Annotated in this window: 19 protein-coding genes, 1 tRNA gene and 1 riboswitch; of the genes, 7 read left to right on the top strand and 13 right to left on the bottom strand. The window is 72.9% G+C overall.

The features are described from left to right. Positions 1–33: 33 nt before the first annotated feature. Positions 34–143, top strand: a riboswitch (TPP riboswitch). The 4 genes from DEI94_RS11510 (at position 136) to DEI94_RS11495 (ending at position 3,914) form a co-directional block, all read left to right on the top strand. Further along, on the top strand, positions 136–873 hold the full coding sequence (locus DEI94_RS11510) for an ECF transporter S component (protein ID WP_258378085.1): 738 nt from the start codon (positions 136–138) through the stop codon (positions 871–873). It overlaps the preceding riboswitch by 8 nt. Further along, complete coding sequence (locus DEI94_RS11505; RefSeq protein WP_111027589.1) at positions 873–2,387, top strand: ABC transporter ATP-binding protein; 1,515 nt, start codon at positions 873–875, stop codon at positions 2,385–2,387. The genes DEI94_RS11510 and DEI94_RS11505 overlap by 1 nt, the downstream gene beginning before the upstream one ends. Next, the gene (locus DEI94_RS11500; RefSeq protein WP_258378086.1) at positions 2,384–3,175 is read left to right on the top strand and encodes an energy-coupling factor transporter transmembrane component T family protein; all 792 of its coding nucleotides are present in this window, start codon (positions 2,384–2,386) and stop codon (positions 3,173–3,175) included. The genes DEI94_RS11505 and DEI94_RS11500 overlap by 4 nt, the downstream gene beginning before the upstream one ends. Continuing rightward, on the top strand, positions 3,168–3,914 hold the full coding sequence (locus DEI94_RS11495) for a nucleoside/nucleotide kinase family protein (RefSeq protein WP_258378087.1): 747 nt from the start codon (positions 3,168–3,170) through the stop codon (positions 3,912–3,914). Before DEI94_RS11500 ends, DEI94_RS11495 begins: the two co-directional genes overlap by 8 nt. On the opposite strand, the gene DEI94_RS11490 is transcribed toward DEI94_RS11495, so the two are convergent. The 3 genes from DEI94_RS11490 to DEI94_RS11480 all read right to left on the bottom strand — a co-directional run bounded on the left by DEI94_RS11490 (position 3,869) and on the right by DEI94_RS11480 (position 5,306). Continuing rightward, positions 3,869–4,213 carry a metallopeptidase family protein gene (locus tag DEI94_RS11490; protein ID WP_111014107.1) on the bottom strand — a complete coding sequence of 115 codons (345 nt, stop codon included), beginning with the start codon at positions 4,211–4,213 and terminating at the stop codon, positions 3,869–3,871. The genes DEI94_RS11495 and DEI94_RS11490 overlap by 46 nt on opposite strands. Before the next feature lie 55 nt (positions 4,214–4,268). Further along, on the bottom strand, positions 4,269–5,009 hold the full coding sequence (locus tag DEI94_RS11485; RefSeq protein WP_111027590.1) for a TetR family transcriptional regulator C-terminal domain-containing protein: 741 nt from the start codon (positions 5,007–5,009) through the stop codon (positions 4,269–4,271). Positions 5,010–5,233: 224 nt separating this feature from the next. Beyond that, positions 5,234–5,306: transfer RNA gene (locus tag DEI94_RS11480), tRNA-His, on the bottom strand. Between the two features lie 175 nt (positions 5,307–5,481). Here DEI94_RS11480 and cysK point away from each other — a divergent pair. Together cysK and epsC are read left to right on the top strand one after the other, a co-directional pair. Continuing rightward, complete coding sequence (gene cysK, locus DEI94_RS11475) at positions 5,482–6,420, top strand: cysteine synthase A (protein ID WP_111027591.1); 939 nt, start codon at positions 5,482–5,484, stop codon at positions 6,418–6,420. Positions 6,421–6,767: 347 nt separating this feature from the next. After that, entirely contained in the window at positions 6,768–7,274 is a 507-nt protein-coding gene (gene epsC / locus DEI94_RS11470; protein ID WP_258368798.1) for a serine O-acetyltransferase EpsC, read from the top strand. Between the two features lie 180 nt (positions 7,275–7,454). Here epsC and DEI94_RS11465 read toward each other — a convergent pair whose 3' ends face one another. After that, positions 7,455–8,396: a putative endonuclease domain-containing protein gene (locus tag DEI94_RS11465; protein WP_111027592.1), complete on the bottom strand. Its 942-nt coding sequence runs from the start codon at positions 8,394–8,396 to the stop codon at positions 7,455–7,457. A gap of 525 nt (positions 8,397–8,921) precedes the next feature. Here DEI94_RS11465 and DEI94_RS11460 point away from each other — a divergent pair. Then, positions 8,922–9,335 (top strand): MmcQ/YjbR family DNA-binding protein, encoded by a 414-nt coding sequence (locus DEI94_RS11460; protein WP_111027608.1) that lies wholly within the window; start codon positions 8,922–8,924, stop codon positions 9,333–9,335. Between the two features lie 95 nt (positions 9,336–9,430). On the opposite strand, the gene DEI94_RS11455 is transcribed toward DEI94_RS11460, so the two are convergent. The 9 genes from DEI94_RS11455 to DEI94_RS11415 form a co-directional block, all read right to left on the bottom strand. Then, entirely contained in the window at positions 9,431–10,072 is a 642-nt protein-coding gene (locus DEI94_RS11455; RefSeq protein ID WP_111027593.1) for an MOSC domain-containing protein, read from the bottom strand. Positions 10,073–10,246: 174 nt separating this feature from the next. After that, positions 10,247–11,497, bottom strand: a complete 1,251-nt coding sequence (locus DEI94_RS11450; protein WP_258378089.1) for a low temperature requirement protein A — start codon at positions 11,495–11,497, stop codon at positions 10,247–10,249. A 127-nt stretch (positions 11,498–11,624) separates the two neighbouring features. Further along, positions 11,625–12,257: a MarR family winged helix-turn-helix transcriptional regulator gene (locus DEI94_RS11445; RefSeq protein ID WP_111027595.1), complete on the bottom strand. Its 633-nt coding sequence runs from the start codon at positions 12,255–12,257 to the stop codon at positions 11,625–11,627. Then, entirely contained in the window at positions 12,254–13,999 is a 1,746-nt protein-coding gene (locus DEI94_RS11440) for an MFS transporter (RefSeq protein ID WP_258368793.1), read from the bottom strand. Before DEI94_RS11440 ends, DEI94_RS11445 begins: the two co-directional genes overlap by 4 nt. Before the next feature lie 97 nt (positions 14,000–14,096). Then, the gene (locus DEI94_RS11435; RefSeq protein WP_111027596.1) at positions 14,097–14,738 is read right to left on the bottom strand and encodes a GntR family transcriptional regulator; all 642 of its coding nucleotides are present in this window, start codon (positions 14,736–14,738) and stop codon (positions 14,097–14,099) included. 68 nt (positions 14,739–14,806) lie between these two features. Next, a complete protein-coding gene (locus tag DEI94_RS11430; RefSeq protein WP_111027597.1) occupies positions 14,807–15,250 on the bottom strand; it encodes a DUF1810 domain-containing protein in 444 nt (147 codons plus the stop codon). Then, complete coding sequence (locus DEI94_RS11425) at positions 15,247–16,002, bottom strand: DUF2071 domain-containing protein (RefSeq protein ID WP_111027598.1); 756 nt, start codon at positions 16,000–16,002, stop codon at positions 15,247–15,249. Before DEI94_RS11425 ends, DEI94_RS11430 begins: the two co-directional genes overlap by 4 nt. Next, a complete protein-coding gene (locus DEI94_RS11420) occupies positions 15,999–16,394 on the bottom strand; it encodes a DoxX-related protein (RefSeq protein ID WP_111027609.1) in 396 nt (131 codons plus the stop codon). Before DEI94_RS11420 ends, DEI94_RS11425 begins: the two co-directional genes overlap by 4 nt. A gap of 112 nt (positions 16,395–16,506) precedes the next feature. Further along, positions 16,507–17,907, bottom strand: coding sequence for a bifunctional phosphopantothenoylcysteine decarboxylase/phosphopantothenate synthase (locus tag DEI94_RS11415; RefSeq protein ID WP_258378090.1), 1,401 nt, complete (start codon positions 17,905–17,907; stop codon positions 16,507–16,509). Positions 17,908–17,977 lie beyond the last annotated feature (70 nt).

Below are 17,977 nucleotides of genomic sequence, written 5' to 3'. Positions count from 1 at the left end.
GTGGGGACGTGGCCCACCGCGCCTATACTCGGGGCCACACACACGGGAGTCCGCGACCTGCGGGCTGAGAGGGAGCGAACGGCGCTCCGACCGTCGAACCTGATCCGGGTCATGCCGGCGCAGGGAGGAGTCACCATGCGCGAGCGCGCGTCCACGCCCATGCCCACCGCGACCGGCCCCGCCGCGACCGGCCCCGCCGACCGGCCAGCCGACCCGGCCCTCCAGACCGGCAGCGCCGCTGTCACCGACGGAGCCCGGCAGCCCTCCCGTCGCCGTTTCCGGTGGCGCGTGGTCGACATCGTCGTCGCGAGCGTCCTCGGAGTCGCGGCGGGTCTCGTCTTCACACTGTGGGACCTCGGCTACTCCCCGATCAGCGTCGGACTCGGTCTGGTCCTCCCCGGGTCGCAGTCCCTGGTCGGCGGCGTCTGGCTGTTCGCTGGCGTGCTCGTCGGCGTCGTCGTCCGGAAGCCGGGCGCGGCGCTCTACGGCGAGGTCGTCGCCGCGAGCGTCGAAGCGCTCGTCGGCAACGAGTGGGGCGGCTGGCTCACGCTCGTGTCCGGGCTCGTCCAGGGCCTCGGCGCCGAGATCGTCCTCGCGCTGTTCCTCTACCGCGTGTACCGAGCGCCGGTCGTCGTCCTCGCGGGCGCCGCTGCCGGGCTCGCCCTCGGGATCAACGACTCGGTGCTCTGGTACCCGGCGTACGCACTCGCGTTCAAGGTCGTCTACATCGTCTGCGCGATCATCTCGGGTGGCGTCATCGCCGGTGGCGGATCGTGGCTGCTCGTCCGCGCGCTCGCCCGCACGGGCGTGCTCAGTGCGTTCGCTGCCGGCCGGGAGGCCCGTCGCCGCCCGCAGCGCCCCTCCCGGTCCTGATGCCCACCGCCGCCACCGACGGACGGACGCGCCCCGCGGCGGTCCGGTTCCTTGGCTGGGGGCGTCGGTACCCCGACCGTGACGTCTGGGCCGTGCGCGGCGTCGACCTCGACGTCCGGCCCGGGGAACGCGTCGCCGTGGTCGGCGCGTCCGGCTCGGGCAAGTCGACGCTCCTCCGGGCCGTCGCGGGGGTCCTCGGTGACGACGACGCGGACGGCACGCAGCCGGGTGACGTCGGCGCGGGCGTCGAGGAGGGCGGCGTCCTCGTCGACGGGCAGGACCCGCGCCGCGTGCGGGGCCGCGTCGGGTTCGTCATGCAGGACCCCGAGGCGCACACGGTGATGTCGCGCATCGGCGACGACGTCGCGTTCGGCCCCGAGAACCTCGGCGTCCCGCGAGCCGAGATCGGTCTGCGCGTCCGCGAGGCGCTCGCGCTCGTCGGACTCGACCTCCCGCTCGACCGCTCGACCTCGGCGATGTCCGGCGGGCAGCGGCAGCGCCTCGCCCTCGCCGGGGTCCTCGCGATGCGGCCCGGGGCACTCGTGCTCGACGAACCCTGCGCGAACCTCGACCCCGACGGCGTGCGGCAGGTCCACGACGCCGTTCGCGACGTCCTCGTGGCCACCGGGGCCACCCTCCTCGTCGTGGAGCACCGCATCGGCACCTGGCTCGACCTCGTCGACCGGCTCGTGCTGCTCACGCCCGGCGGTGGGATCGCGGCCGACGGGGCGCCGGAGGAGGTGCTCGCCCGGCACGGCACGGCGCTCACCGCAGCGGGCGTCTGGGTGCCGGGCGCGGAACCCGACCCACGTCCGCTCCGGACCGGTGGGGAGCTGCTGCTCCGGGCCTCGGGGCTCGCGACGGCTCGAGGGCGTCGCAGCCCCGTCGGCCACGACATCGACACCGAGGTCCGCACCGGCCGCGTGCTCGGGGTGACCGGACCGAACGGTGTCGGCAAGTCCACCCTCGGCCTGACGCTCGCGGGGCTGTTCCCGCCGGCCGGCGGCGTCCTCGCGGCGTCCGACGCACTCGCGGCCGGTGCGGGGCCGGTGCCCTCCCGGTGGTCGAGCCGCGACCTCGCCGCCCGGGTGGGGACGGTCCTCCAGGACCCCGGCCACCAGTTCGTGGCCCGCAGCGTCCGCGAGGAACTCGCCGTCGGACCGGTCGCCACCGGGCTCGACCGCCACACCGCCGACGAGCGCGTCGACGCGGTGCTCGCGGCGTTCGGCCTCGACGCCCTCGCGGACGCGAACCCGTTCACGCTCTCGGGAGGCGAGCAGCGCCGACTCGCGATCGGTACCGCGATCGTGGCGCGGCCGCCCGTCGTCGTCCTCGACGAACCGACGTCCGGCCAGGACCGCGCGACCTGGCAGGCGATCGTCGACCGGCTCACGGAGCTGGCGGACGCCGGGTCCGGCATCGTCGCCGTGACCCACGACGTGGCGCTGCTCGGTGCCCTCGGCGCCGACGAACTCCGGCTCGCACCGGCGCGCGTGGAAGCGGGTGCCGCGTGATCGCGCTCGACGGACCGCCGACCGCCGAGCGGCACGGCCGGGGGCCCCTCGACCGCGTCGCCCCCGTGGCCTCGCTGCTCGGGGGCGTCGCCCTGGCCGTGTGCCTCGTGACGACCCTCGACGTCGTGTCGGCCGCGGTGGCGCTCGGCCTCGAACTCGTGCTCCTGCCGATCGTCCGGGTGCCCGTGCGGTCGCTGCTCCTCCGCGCCGCACCGGTCCTCGTCGCGGCACCCGTGGCCGGGGTGAGCATCGCGCTCTACGGACGCGCATCGGGCCGCACCTGGTTCGACCTCGGGTTCGCCCACGTCACGGACGGCTCGCTGGTGCTGGCGATCGCCACCGTGCTGCGGCTGCTCGCCATCGGGCTGCCCGCGGTCGCGCTGTTCGCACGCGTCGACCCGACGGACCTCGCCGACGGCCTGGGGCAGGTCCTGCACCTGCCCGCGCGGTTCGTGCTCGGCGCGCTCGCCGCCGTGCGGATGACGACCCTGATGCGCGAGGACTGGCGGCAACTCGCCATGGCCCGACGTGCCCGGGGCATCGCCGACCGCGGCCGGGTGCGGCGTGGCGCGTCGATGGCGTTCGCCCTGCTCGTGCTCGCCCTGCGCCGTGCGACGACGCTCGCCGTCGCCATGGAGTCGCGCGGCTTCGGTGCCCCCGTCCGGCGCACCTGGGCCCGGCCGGTCCGGTTCGGGGGAGCGGAGTGGGCGATGGTCCTCGTGTGCACCGCGGTCGGCCTCGTCGCGATCGCCGCCGCCGTCGTGGCGGGGACCTGGCACCGTGTGTGAGGGCCGGGACGCCCGCGCGCCGCTGGGTGCCGGTGCCGCGTGGCCCGCGCCGGGTGCCGGGGTCCCGGCGACCGCTCGCTTCGTCGACGCCGAGGGGCGCCCGGTGGACGTCCGCGCCCTCGCCGACCGCATCCGTGCCGCAGGCAGCGGTGTCGCCACCGGTGCCACCCGCGCGAGTGCCGGGCGCACGGCTCCGGCACCGCGCGTGGTCGTCCTCGTCGACGGACGGTCCGGCACCGGCAAGACGACGCTGGCGGACCAGCTCGCCGCAGCCGTGCCCGCGCAGGTCGTCCACCTCGACGACGTCTACCCCGGCTGGGACGGACTCCGGGCCGCCGCCGACGCCGTGGTGCGGGACGTGCTCGCGCCGCCGGACGCGACCGGACGCCCGGGATGGCGGCGGTGGGACTGGGCGGCGGGCCTCCCAGCCGGATGGGTGTCGGTCGCACCCGACCAGGACCTCGTCGTCGAGGGGTGCGGCGCGCTGTCCCGGGCCGCGTCGGGCATGGCGACGTTCCGGATCTGGCTGGACGGCGAGGACGACGCGCGCCGCCGTCGGGCACTCGACCGCGACGGCCCGGTCTTCGCGCGGGAGTGGGACCGGTGGGCCGCGCAGGAGGCCGCGTTCATCGCCGAGGAGCAGCCACGGGAGCACGCTGACGTCGTGCTCCGGATCGCCGAGCCTGACGCGCCTCAGTCCCAGCCGAGCTCGTGCAGCCGATCGTCGTCGATGCCGTAGCAGTGCGCGATCTCGTGGACGAGGGTCGTGTGCACCTCGTCGCGGAGCTGCTGCTCGGTGTCGCAGGACGCCAGATGCGCGAGCCGGAACACGACGACCCGGTCCGGGAGCTCCCCGAACCCGTACCGGTCCCGCTCGGTCACCGCGACCCCGTCGTAGCGGCCGAGGAGGTCCTCCCCGTCCTCGGCGGCGTCCTCGACGACGAACGCCACGTTCTCCAGCCCGTCCACCATCTCGTCGGGGAGCCGGTCGAGCTCGTCGACGACGAGGTCCTCGAACCGCTCGGGCGACATCTCCATCACGGCACGATCGTCGCACGGGGACCAGGACCGTGCATGCGTCGGGGACGCGCGGTCACGCCTCCCAGACGGGTGCGACGTACCGTCGTCCCCACCCGTCGCGCATGCGGGTGATCGCGCGGTCGAACGCGCCGAGCAGGTCGATGCTCGGGCGGACCATGGCCTGGAGCTGCAGGCCCTCGTAGAGCGCGATGAGCTGCTCCGCGCCGCGAGCCGGCTGCATCGTCTGCGGTTCACGGCCCGCCTCGATGTCGTCCACGAGGCTCTGCTGGATCACCAGGTGGAACTTCCGGTAGCGGTGCTGCAGCATCGGCGCGAGCGCGTGGCCCGGCGTCGCCGCGATGCTGAGGAGCGCGACGAGGAACCGCATGAGCGACGGCTCCGCCGCGTTGTCCGCCATGATCGCCCGCACGAGCCGGATCGTGCCGTGCGACCGCGCGGTCGGGAGGAGCGGGGTCATCCGTGCGCTGTTCCACCGGTCGAGCGTGGCCAGGACCAGACCGTCCCAGGACGGGAAGTGGTGGCGCAGCGCCTCGAGCGTCAGGCCCGCCTCGGCGGCGACCGCCTCGGCCGTCACCTCGTGGAAGGCCGTCGTCTGGAGGACGCGGATCATGCCGTCGATGATCTGGACCCGCGAGTCGGCGGCGATCTGCCGGTCGGCCTGCGCGGCGTCGGAGGCCGTGTGCTGGTCGGTGCCGCGGCTGCCGGGTTCGTCCGTGCCGAACTCGTCGGTGTCGTGCGTCTTGCTACGCAGCGTCCCGAGCGGCAGGTGCAGGTGGCTCTGGATGTCGGTCACGGGCTCCTCGCGGTGTCACCGGGCGGACGCCTCCGGACGGCTCCGCTCGTGCTCCCATTCGACCGCCTCCGCGCGGTCGCCGCCAGGCCCAGAACTGGGGCGGCTGCGCCGGTTCCGCGACGTCCGTCGCGTACCGCTGCCCGGTCCGCTCACGCGACCACGGTCCTCCAACGACGAAGCGGATGACCGGTGTGGACCACCGCGGCCATCCGCTTCGTTCTCGGGGTGAGTAACGGGGCTCGAACCCGCGACCTCCTAGACCACAACCAGGCGCTCTACCAGCTGAGCTATACCCACCATGTCGCGTCCGGGGCGTGGAACGCGGCTCACCGATTGTAGTACACACGGGAGGCCCGGCGAACCACCGCCTGCGGGTCGCGCCCGTCATCCGGCCGGGCCACGCGCATAGAATCGGCCTCGGCCCGCGCCTGCGAGGGATGCGGCGACGAGCACGACCACGACGGGACTGGCAATGACGGGCACGATCCACGACGACATCACCCAGGCGTTCGGCAACACGCCCCTGGTCCGCCTCAACCGGTTGCCCCGTCCCGGCAGCGCCGAGGTGCTCGCGAAGCTCGAGTTCTACAACCCCGGTGCGAGCATCAAGGACCGACTCGGTGTGGCGATCATCGACGCTGCCGAGGAAGCCGGCGACCTGCAGCCCGGCGGCACGATCGTCGAGGGGTCGAGCGGCAACACCGGCATCGCCCTCGCACTCATCGGAGCAGCGCGCGGCTACCGGGTCGTCATCACGATGCCGGACACCATGAGCATCGAGCGTCGCGCCGTCATGCGTGCCTACGGAGCCGAGATCGTGCTCACGCCCGGGTCGGAGGGCATGAAGGGCGCCGTCGCTCGCGCCGCCCAGATCGTCGACGAGACCCCGGGAGCCGTCCTCGCGCACCAGTTCGAGACGGCCGCGAACGCCGCGATCCACCGGCGGACCACCGCACAGGAGGTCCTCCGCGACACCGACGGCAAGGTCGACGTCTTCGTCGCGGGCGTCGGCACCGGCGGGACGATCACCGGGGTCGGGAACGTGCTCAAGGAGCAGGTGCCGGGCGTGCAGATCGTCGCCGTCGAGCCGGCGGACTCCCCACTGCTCACCAAGGGGACCGCGGGACCGCACAAGATCCAGGGGATGGGCGCGAACTTCATCCCCGAGGTGCTCGACCGCTCCGTGATCGACGAGGTGTTCGACGTCGAGCTCGACGACGCCCTCCGGGTCGCCCGCGCCCTCGCCACGGATGAGGGCATCCTCGCGGGCATCTCGTCCGGCGCCATCATCCACGCTGCGATCGAGATCGCCGCCCGGCCCGAGAACGCCGGCAAGCGCATCGTCGCGATGGTGTGCGACACCGGCGAGCGGTACCTGTCGACCGTGCTGTTCCAGGACCTGGTTGCGTGACTGACCGTCCCGGAGGCGTCGTTCGGCGCGGCGGGTCCGTGGCTCGGGGTGCGTCTGCGGTTGGTGCTGCGGGTGCGGGTGCGGGTGCTGGTGCGGGTGCTGGTGCTGCTGGTGCTGGTGCTGCGGGTGCGGGCGCTGCGGGTGCGGGCGCTGGTGCTGCGGGCGCTGCGGGTGCGGGTGCTTCCGGTGCTGCGGCTTCCGGTGCGCGGCACCGGTCCGAGGTCCCGGCGCCCGAGGCAGCGGCGGAGACCCCGGGCGTCGCCGTTGACGATTCAGGAAACGGGGTGCTTCCCCGGGCCTCCGGCTCTCGGACCCGCGTCGGCATCCTGAATCGTCTGCGCGAGGACGTGGCCACCGCCCGGCGCAACGACCCCGCGGCGCGCGCCGACGGTGAGGTCGCGGTGCTGTACTCGGGCCTCCACGCCGTGTGGGGGTACCGGATCGCGCGGCGCCTGTGGCGAGCTCGCGGTCTGCCCGGATCGCGTTTCGGGGCCCGGGTGCTGTCGCAGATGGTGCGAACGGCCACCGGGATCGAGATCCATCCGGGCGCGCGCATCGGTCGGCGGTTCTTCATCGACCACGGGATGGGAGTGGTGATCGGCGAGACGGCGGTCATCGGCGACGATGTACTGATGTACCACGGCGTCACCCTCGGCGGGAAGGGCGGCGGCCAGGGGCAACGGCACCCGCGCATCGGCGACCGAGTGATGCTCGGTGCGGGCGCGGTGGTCCTCGGTTCGATCACCGTCGGGTCTGATTCGGTGGTGGGAGCGGGAACGGTCGTGACGCATGACGTGCCTCCCGGCTCGCTGGTCACGGGCCAACCCGGCGTCGCGCGTCCGCGTCGGCGCTGACGGGCTGGCTGCTCGCGGCCGGGAGCCGGTTCCGCTCAGCGGCAGGTGATTGCAGTGCAGCTGGCGAGGGAAGGGCTGCGTGAGCGACGGGAGGGGCCGTGAGGCGGCGAACACGCTCACACGGTGCCTCGCGCGCACCGGATCGTGCCGGCCCTCCGTGTACGGGGCTCGGTATCGCGGCTACCAGGTGGGTGCGGGGAGGGGACCGCTGCGGCGGAGGCGCCACCGTCGCCGAGCACCGGGCGTCTCCCGCACCGCGCGCACCCATGCTGAACGGCGCCCGTGCGAGCGCGTCCTCGAGGCTCGCTCGACGGCGGCGACCACTTGCGGCCAGAGCGTCGCGATCATCCGCGCGGACACCCGAAGCGGGACCAGACCTGACGCGGCGATCGTGAGGTCCTTCCGCCGGTCTCGCTCGAACGTGGCCTCGTGGAAGGCACGACCGTCGATCTCGAGTGCGACAGCACCGTTGACGAGGAGGTCGACGCGTTCGCCGGTCGGGAGAGGGAGTTGGGGACGGACGGCGTGGCCCGCTCGGCGGAGTCTGGTCCTGGCGATGCTCTCCGGGTAACTTTCGCAGCGGGGATCCGCCCAGTCGAGGACGCCGCGAGCGTCTTCCGGGAGCGAGCCGACCGCGGCCAGGACGTCGCCGCGCGTCAGTGCGCCGGAGTGCATGGCCCAGTCGAGCAGTGCGACGGCCTCGTCGAACGGTGCGTCCACGATCGCGCGGGCGAGTGCGTCACGAGGATGGACTGCCCACTCCGAGCCGCGGTCCTGCACCCGCGGCGGGTCGTACACGACGCGGACGCCACGTCGGGGCCGGAGACGGGCGGCGTTCCGCGGAACGGAGACCGTGATCGGCGCCGGTGTGCGGCGCCCGTCAGCGCTCCATGGCAGCAGCGGGGCCAGTGCGATGAAGCCGGTGAGCCGGCCCCCGACGCGGACGGCGACGAACCGTGGGTCCTCGGGCGCCCAGGTCGAGTACCACCCGCGGCGCGGGCGGCGGACGGTGCCGGTCCTGACGGCAGCGGTCAACTGTCGGTCGCGCACTCCTGCGCCGACCAGGTCGCGTCGGTGCAGGAGCCCGCCCGCCGCGGAGACGAGGTGTTGGACGTGGTTCATCTCGTCGATGGTGCCGGGTCGCCTCGGCTTCGTGCTCGCTCCCGGAGGAACCCGGGGATGACCGCCGTGTCGACCACGCTGTGGAGGGGGCACAGAGCGCGGGCTTCGTGGCTCGCTCAGGAACGGGTCTCCCGGTTCCGGCGGTTCTGGCGGTCTGGAGGCCGTTTTCCTGACTTGTCGACGATGAGATGGGCTGATCGGGTGGCCGGGTGGCCGGGTGGCCGGCTGGTCGGCTGGTCGGTTGGCCGGCTGGCCGGCTGACTCGCGGCCCGGCCGGGCCGCCCGGCCGGGCGAGCGGCGATGGCGGCGGGGCGAGCGGCGATGGCGGCGGGGCCGGGTGGTGGCGGCCGTTGTGCGGGCACGCGGGGACGGTGTGACGGGCGGGCACAGTGTCCGCGGGTGTCGGCCGGTCCGGCGGGAGACGGCGCGAGCAGGCGGGGCGTGCGACTCCAGAGCGCGGGTGAGCGATGGAGGAACGTCGCGAAGGGCCGGGCCAGCGTCGGTGGTGTGCGGCAGGGTCGGGGCATGGACGGGCCCGGACTGCACGCGACGGCATTGCGCGTCGCCGCGGGGCTGCCGGCCGTGACGCAGGGGCAGCCGTTCGGCGAGGGAGCTGAGGTCTTCAAGGTCGTCGGCAAGGTGTTCGCCATCGTCAGCGAGCTCCGCGGCACTCCGATCGTCTCCCTGAAATGCCGGCCGCCACACGCAGCGGCGCTCGTTCGGGATCATCCGGAGATCACGCCCGGGTACCACCTGAACAAGCAGCACTGGATCACGGTCGCGCCGGGTGCGGGCGTCGACGAGGTCCTGGTGGAGGATCTGGTCGGCAACTCGTACGACCTCGTGGTCGTCGGGTTGCCTCGGCATCGGCGGCCGCTGGACCCCTGGCGCCGCGGGGACGTCGGGGACCTGCGGCCAGCTCCCGACAACGCGGGATGAAGCGAGTCGCGTCGGGCGGCGGCTCCCGATCGGGCGGGCGGGTCCTCCGTGCGTTCGTGACCGTGCCGTCGTGACCGTGCCGTCGTGACCGCACGTCAGAGCGAGGCCGGGACCCCCGAGAGCACCTTCCGGGCGACCGCCTCGATCTTGTGCGGGAGCCCGCGGCCGCCCTCGAGGAGCACGACCGCTTGATCCCGCCCGAGGCCGGCGAACACACCCGCGACCGTGATGCCGTGTGCAGGCCGGTCGAAGCGCTCGATCCGATCACCGACTTGGACGGCTCCGGACCGGACCACGCGCAGGTAGGCGCCGGTGCGGTTGGCGTCCGTGAAGGTCCGCACCCACTTGTCCACCTTCATGCGGCGAGCGAACGTCGCGCACGGGACCCGCGGCAGCGTCACCTCGAGCACGAGACCGTTGCCGACCCGCCAGCGCTCGCCGACCACGGCGGTGCTGACCTCGATCCCGCTCGTCCGGAGGTTCTCACCGAACAGGCCAGGCTCCACCGGACGCCCGAGCACCGTACTGAAGTAGGCCGCGTCCTCGTCCGCGTAGGCGTAGACGGCCTGGTCTTCGCCGCCGTGGTGCTTGCGGTTCGCCTGGACGTCGCCGTGGAGGCCGAGTGGACGCACCCGCAACGGATCGGTCACCGGCCGCTTGTCGATCGCGGTCACCCCGACCGTCCCGGAGTCCGGGATGAGCTGGTGCACGCGGCAGACGGCCGTGACGAAGGGCATGTCGCCATCGTTCCGCCATCCGGGCTCACGATCAACCTCACGGCGTTGCCGACGCCGCCGGCAGAGCAGGCGTTACCCACGCCGCGGACAGAGCGGGCGTGGCTGTGGCTGTGGCTGTGGCGGTTGCAGTCGGCAGGGAAGGCGTCTCCGCCGCGCACGCGGCCCGCGCTCCGGTCAGCTGACTCGACTGGACGCCGGAGCGACCGCTCGCGCCCGACCCCGGCTCCGGACCCCGCTCGTGCCGCGGCCCCGATTCCGGTCCGCGACCTCGAGCGTCACGACGATCGCCGCCAACAGGATGGCGGTCAGCACCAGCGAGAGCTGCGGGAGGAACGCGCTGAACCCGGCTGCCAGGGTGAGGACGACCACGAGGGCGCTGGTGGGCCTCCCGAGCGTCGGCCGGAGCGCGAGCGCCCAGACGGCGAGCACGAACGCGGCGACCGGCACCGAGATGGTCGCGGCGGCCGCAGCTGGAGCGAGGCGCGCAGTGCCTTCGCTGGCGGCGATCGCGACCTCGATCCCGGCTGGCATCGCGGCGGCGGCAGCGAACACGACGTAGTGACCGTAGCCGAAGGCCAGAGCCCTCGGCAGTGAGGTGATCCGGTCGTGCTGGCTGCGCGCGAAGGAGATCCACCACATCGCCGCCACGATGACGAGACCCGCGCCGGCCAGGGCCAGCAGGGGCCCGATGCGCTCCGACGCCGCCAAGGCCCCGATCACCGCATTGGCGCTCGCGACCAGGCCCTCGCCCAGGACGATGAGCGTGAAGAGGCTGTATCGCTCCGCGATGTGCCGGGTGTGCCACGGGGTGGTGTCCGTGCGCTCCGCGACGACGGGGACGGCGAGCTCGGCGACGACGAGCAGGAGGAACGTCAGGGTCGACGCGAGATCGGCCAACACCGTGACGCGGAGGACCCAGAGCACCTGCACCACGGTGATCCCGACGGCGTACTCGAGCGCGGTGCGGCGGTACCGCGTGTGCGCCGTCGCCGCCCGGAGCCACTGACTCACCATGGCGAGGCGCATCACCACGTAGCCCATGGTGGCGACGAAGTCGTCACCGTGCTCGATCGCCGGTCCGATGCCGGCCGCCAGGACGAGCACGCCGGCCATCTGCACGAACGTGGTGACGCGGTAGAGCCAGTCGTCCGTGTCGAACGACGTGGCGAACCACGTGAAGTTGACCCAGGCCCACCAGATCGCGAAGAACACGAGGACGTAGCCGGCGACTGCGTCCGCGAGGTGACCACGCACCTCGAGGTGATGCAGGTCTGTCGCCGCGAAGGACACCGCGACGACGAACACGAGGTCGAAGAACAGCTCCAGCGGACTGGCTGCTCGGTGGGCTTCGGCCGGGTCACGGGGCACCATCCGCCGCAGGCCGGCGGCAGGCCACCGTCGCGTCGGGCTGTTCGGGATCGTCACGGTGTCATAGTGGCAGCGCCGGGGGCGGTGCAGGGGTGGCGGAACGTGCCGCCGTGGACACCGCGGCACGGCGACGACCTGTGGAGGGAGCGCCGTAACATCCGCCCGCCAGGAGGACCGGCTCGCGTCAAGCCCGGGAGGTCGCCGCCGGCACTGCGGCGAGCGCCTCGCCGGAGACGGTGTCACTCAAGGCCCCGCCGCCAGCCCGGCCGCTCGCGGTCCCGCCGCCGGCCCCGCCGCTCGCGGCCCCGTCGCTGGCTGCGTGCGCGGAGGGCGCGGAGTGCACCGACCCAGTTGGCGCGGCGGAACGACCGGAGGGCGCGGGCAGGGGCTCGACCTGTGCGACCCGCTCGAGCGCGTCGAGTGCCCCCGCGATGGCACGCAGGTCGCCGTCGTCGAGATCAGCGAGCAGCTGCGACACGATGCCCGCGCGTTCGTGGCGTGCCTCGTGCACGGCTGCGACACCCGCGGGGGTGGCCGTGATGACGGACGCGCGGCCGTCGAGTGGATCCGTGACCCGTTCGATGAGCCCGCGCGCGTCGAGGTCGCTGAGCACCCGCGTCATCGTCGGCTTCGTGACGACTTCGTGTCGGGCGAGATCGCCGGGCCGCAGCGGACCGAGCCGCACGATCGTCGACAGCGCCGACACCAGGCCGTAGCTCAACGCGCCGGTGCCGGGCCGTGCCCTCCGATTGATGCGTCCGACCGCCACGGCCAGGCGCGCGGCGACGTCGCCGCGGTTGATCGGGGTCTCGGTCATGCACGCGCTCCGTCGGTCACCGGGTCCTTGGTCGTGGCGATGGTACCGGTGTCGCCGTCGGCGTGCACGTATCGCTTGCCTCGGATGAGCGAGGCGACGGCGGCCACGACGGACATGATCGCGGCGGCGGCGAAGACCACGACGAGTCCGTGGTGGAACGGCCCGGAGATGAGCTGCGGGAAGAACTCCTTGCCCGTGAGGGTCGCGGCGTCGACGCCCGGACGATGCAGCACCCCGGACGGCCCGAGCAGGTTGCCGATCGGGTTGTACCCGAGGAACGCAGCGAACAGCGAGCCCACGGGCGGGGTCTGGCCGATCTGCTCCGCCACCGTCGAGGGCACGCCGTGGGCGCTGAGGCCCCGCGTGAGCGTCCCCGGCAGCGTGGTCGACAGTCCGGCGATCATGAGCGAGAAGAAGATGCCGATGGACAGCGAGGTCCCGGCGTTCTGCACGGTGCCCGCCATGCCGGACGCCGCACCGCGCTGGTGCTTCGGCACGCTGTTCATGATCGCGCTGCGGTTCGGGGCGCCGAACATGCCCGAGCCCAATCCGCTCAGACCGGTGATGATCGCGAAGAGCCAGTAGGGGAAGTCGACCGGGATGAGCAGGAGCGCGACGAAGGTCCCGGCGACCACGACGAGTCCGGTGGTGGCGAAGGCACGTGCGCCGAACCGGTCGGACAGGGTCCCCGAGATCGGCCCCGCGATGAGGAAGCCGATGGTGATCGGCAGCATGTAGATGCCGGCCCAGAGCGGCGTGTCCTCGTAGGAGTAGCCGTGCAGCGGCAGCCAGATGCCCTGCAGCCAGATGATGAGCATGAACTGCAGGCCGCCGCGACCGACCGAGGCGAGCAGACCAGCGAGGTTCGCCATCGCGAACGCGCGGATGCGGAACAGCCCGAGGTCGAACATCGGCTGGGCGGATCGGAGCTCGATGACGACGAACGCGATGAGCATGAGCACGCCGAGACCGATCGCTCCGTCGACCCAGGGGTTGGTCCACCCGGTCGCGCTGTTCCCGTAGGGCTGGATCCCGTACGTGATGCCCGCGAGGACCGCGGTGAGTCCGGCGGCGAACGTGAGGTTGCCCGGGATGTCCAGTCGCCCGGGGCTCTTCGTCCCCACCTCGTGCAGCGACTTGTAGGACCAGATGGTGCCGATGATGCCGATCGGGACGCTCACGAAGAAGACCGCCCGCCAGTCGACCACGGCGAGCAGACCGCCGACGATGAGGCCGATGAACGACCCTGCGATCGCCGCCACCTGGTTGATGCCGAGCGCCATGCCGCGCCGGTGCGCCGGGAACGCGTCGGTGATGATCGCCGTCGAGTTGGCGAACAGCATCGCACCGCCCACACCCTGCACGAGTCGCCAGATGATGAGCCACATGGCTCCGGATCCGCCGGTCCAGGGGTCGAGCGCCAATGCCACGGACCCGAGCGAGAACACGACGAACCCGAGGTTGTAGATGCGGACCCGGCCCAGCATGTCGCCGAGTCGTCCGAATCCGACCACGAGGACGGCGGTCACGAGCATGTAGCCCATGAGCATCCAGAGCAGGTAACTCACGTTCCCCGCGCCGAGCGGGTTCAACCGGATGCCCTTGAAGATCGCGGGCAGCGAGATGATCACGATCGACGAGTTGATGGTCGCCATGAGCATGCCGAGCGTGGTGTTGCTCAGCGCGATCCACTTGTAGTGGGGGTGGTCCTTGGTGAACAGGGCCGGGCGGGCTGTGGTCAACGTGCTGCCTCCGACACGATTGGTTAGCTGATGTGAACCAATCATACGGCCGGGAGGACCGGGTCGGCCCCCGAGGCGACGTCACCTCGAGCAACCGTCACACAGGGAGCAGATGCACCGCCTCGGTCGCGAGTTCGGCCGCGATCGCGTCTTCTGCGGCCGTCGCCGCCCGGAGAGCGCGCAACTGCTCCGTCATCCCCGCCCAGTCCACGAGCCGATCGAGGTCCCGTAAGCGGAGGCGGAAGGCCAGTCCGTCCATCGTGTCGCGACAGACCCGCACCAGCGAGGCGTTGCCGCAGGCGTCGACGAACATCCCGAACAGGGCCAGCGCGTCACGGTTCGCCCCGAGGACGTCGTGGTTCGCCATCTCGACGATCGTGGTGTCGAGGGCGGCGAGCACCCGAGCACGTTCCTCGCCGGACAGACGTGGCACCGCGAGACGCACCACACCACCGAGGAGCACCCCCAAGGTTTGGAGGGCCTCGATCACCTGGGTGGGATCCGGCCGCGTCACGCGGGTGTAGCGGTTCGGCGCCATCTCGACGAGACCGGCGCGAGCGAGCTGACTCAGGGCCTCCCGGATGGGGGTGCGGGACACACCGAGCCAGGCGATCAGGTCCTCGTCGTTCAGGCGCTCGCCCGGCTCGAGAGTGCCGTCCATGATGGCCTCGTGGATGCGGTCGCGGACGGTGTCGCGGAGGAGCCGGTGATGCGCGGGCGGCGTCACGGGAACGGGCATGGCGGATCTCCCTCGTCGGGTTCGAGTACCGCGATGCTACCTGATATGTGACGTGGCGGATGCTGATGTCACCCGCCGAGCAGGTCCAGCGTCACCCGGTCCTCCTCGCCGCCGTACCAACGGTCCAGCACGGCGCGGAACGGTGCCGCGTCCTCCGCCACGTGCGCGAACAGCGTCATCGAGGACCGGAGCTTCACCGCGTCGATCTCACCGAGCAGCGCGATCGCGTCGCGGGCAGGCGCTTCTGCGACGACGGTCGCCGCGGTGCGCAGGCGTGGACCGAGGACGGCATGCGTGAGGTAGGCCCGTGCCTCCCGCTGCGAACCGATGGCGAACCGCACGGCCGTCGCGCTCTTGCCGAGGCCAGCGATCTGCGGGAACACGAACCACATCCAGTGCGAGCGCTTGCGGCCCGCGCGGAGTTCGGCGAGCGCCTGCTCGAAGACGCCGGCCTGCGCGCGCCTGAAGCGCTCGAGGTCGAAGGGGTCGGCATCCTCGTCGGTGGTGCTCATCGGACGAGGCCTCCCCATGCGTACTCGACGTCGACGCCGTCCCCGACGAGCAGACGGTCGGGCACGCGGTCGAGCAGACGGGGGAACCCGACGACGTCGGGCAGGTCGCCGCGGAGTTCCTCTGCCCGGGCGGCACGCAGCTGCCAGGGAGCGTGCGAGCGCCGCCACCACGACGTGACGCCGAGGTGGCGGGCGTGGACACCCGGGCGGTGCGTGAGAGCGACCGACAGCGCGTCCGGCGTGACCCCTCCGGCAGCACGGACCCGGACCGACGCTGACGCGCCGCCGTGCCGTCGGCGGGTGCGGTGGGCGAGGACGTCCCCGTCGCGCCGTGATCCCGCTCGCGCTGCCGTGTAGGGCACGCCGATCCCGATGCGCGCTGCGAGCACGGCCGGCACGTGTTGCGTGTCCACGGTCAGGTAGGTCGTTCCGTGTCGACCGGCGTCGTCGACGGTGGGCACCTCGACGGTGATCTCCGTCAGGCGACCGAGCGGCCCGGGCGGCGGCAGCGGCGGCACGGTGGTCCGGCGGAACTCGTACGCCGTCAGTGACACCCATGCGCTCCCGTCGATCCGGTCCGGCTCGGTCCGCGGTGGCACGAGGCTGGCCACCGTGTCCGCGTCCATCCGCCAGGACGCGAACACCACGTCCGCCCAGCGGTGCGCGGTGACGGCTCGGTGCGGGAGCGGCGCGGCCGTCTGCGCCACGAGGATGTCGGCGAGGGCGTCGAGCTCCTGGGGTCCGTTCGTCATGGCCTGGTGTCCATCCCGACGCGGAGGCCCCACCGCACGAGGGGCACCTGCAGCGGGAGGCGCAGCAGGGCCGCCACGCGCATCCGTCGCTGCGAGCGCGGGTCGTCGAGCAGGTCACGCGCCATCTTGAGGTTCGCGGGGAAGACCGCGACGAAGAGCGCGGCAGCCGCGAATCCGCCGATCCGCCGGGTGCGTGGCACCGCCAGCGCCGCCGCCACCGCCACCTCGGCGACGCCCGAACCGATCGTCGTCGCACGAGTCGGCAAGGCCTCCGGCACGATCCCGTCGTACACACGGGGACGGAGGAAGTGGGTCACGCCGGCCCCGGCGAGCAGGATCGCGAGTCCGCGAGCCGTCGTGGCCGCGCGGCGCGCGCGTCGTGTTCGTCGCATCAGGCCATCCTGGACCGGTCGGCTGTGCTGCATCGGCATTCGAATCGGCCCGAGCGAGCGGGGCGGCCGGAGCCGCCGCGGCGCCCGGGAGGCCCGGATTCCGCTGCGCAGGTCACGTCAGCGCTGTCGCCACGAGGTCGAGCACCACATGGGCGATCTCGGCCTTCGATCCTGACGCCTCGCGCACCACGTCGCCTCCGGCAGCCAGGACCTCGACGGCGTTGTGGCCACGCTCGAACCCGTGGTCCCAGCCGACCCGGTTCACCACGAGCAGGTCGGCGGGCTTGCGGGCCAGCTTGTCGCGGGCCAGGTCCAGGCGAGCGGCCCGGTCGGGCTCGGTCTCGGCCGCGAACCCGACGACGAGCTGGCCCGCACGGCGCGCCGCCACGAGGTCGGCGAGGACGTCGGGGTTCCGGACGAGTTCGAGCGTCAGGTGGTCGCCCGCGTCCTCTTTCTTGAGCTTCGATGGTCGGACCTCGGCCGGACGGAAGTCTGCGACGGCCGCCGTCATCACGACGACGTCAGCGGCCACCGCGGCGGCGTGGACGGCATCGGCGAGCTCGAGCGCGGTGCCCACCCGGATGACCTCGACCGGGAGTGCATCGGGCGCGTCGTCCATGGCAGCGAGCACCGCGTCCTCGATGTTCGCCGCCACGAGGGTCACGACGGCTCCCCGGCGGGCTGCCTCGGCCGCGATCGCGACTCCCTGCCGCCCGCTCGAGCGGTTGCCGATGTACCGCACGGGGTCAACCGGCTCACGAGTGCCGCCCGCACTCACCACGACGTGGTTGCCCGACAGGTCCCCGCGTCGAGCGTCGGGGTGCACCGCGGTCTCGGGCGCGGTGGGCGACTCGTCGACGTGGGGGACGGGAGCGGTCGGTGTCCACCCGTGGCGGGCCTCCCGGCTGTCGGCCGCGGTGGTGACCGTCGTCGCAGCGGACGGCTCGTCGCGTCCACCCGTTCCGCTCGCGGGCAGGACGGCGAGCGCTGCCGCGACGATGTCGTCGGGCTCGCTCATGCGCCCGATCCCCGAGTCCTCGCCGGTGAGCGGCCCGTCCTCCGGACCGACGACGTGGACGCCCCGCTCCCGCAGGGTGGCGACGGACGCGCGGGTTGCGGGGTGGTCCCACATCTGCGGGTGCATCGCTGGCGCCACGACGACCGGTGCTGTCGTCGCGAGCAGGGTCGTTCCGAGCAGGTCTCCGGCCAGTCCCGCCGCGGTCCGTGCCAGGAAGTCGGCCGTGGCCGGTGCGACGACGACGAGGTCCGCGCGGCGCCCGAGCGCGACGTGGCGGACCTCCGCGACCTCCTCGAACACGCTCGTCGACACGGGGTTACGGCTGATGGCCTCGAGTGTGGGCAGTCCGACGAAGCGCAGTGCTCCTTCGGTCGGGACCACGTGGACGTCGTGTCCGAGCCGTACGAACGCCCGCACGACTCCGACGGCCTTGTACGCCGCGATGCCGCCGGTGATGCCCACGACGATCGTCCGGCGCTGCTCGGACTGTGACACGGTCGACCTCCGCTCTGGCGGGGCCGATCCCCGCCCGGCCGACGGTACCAGCGGGCAGGGAGCGGCAGGC

The sequence above is a fragment of the Curtobacterium sp. MCBD17_040 genome (genome assembly GCF_003234805.2).
Lineage (GTDB): Bacteria > Actinomycetota > Actinomycetes > Actinomycetales > Microbacteriaceae > Curtobacterium.
The sequence above is the reverse complement of the archived record's forward strand: the minus strand, read 5'-3'. Positions and strand labels throughout refer to the sequence as shown.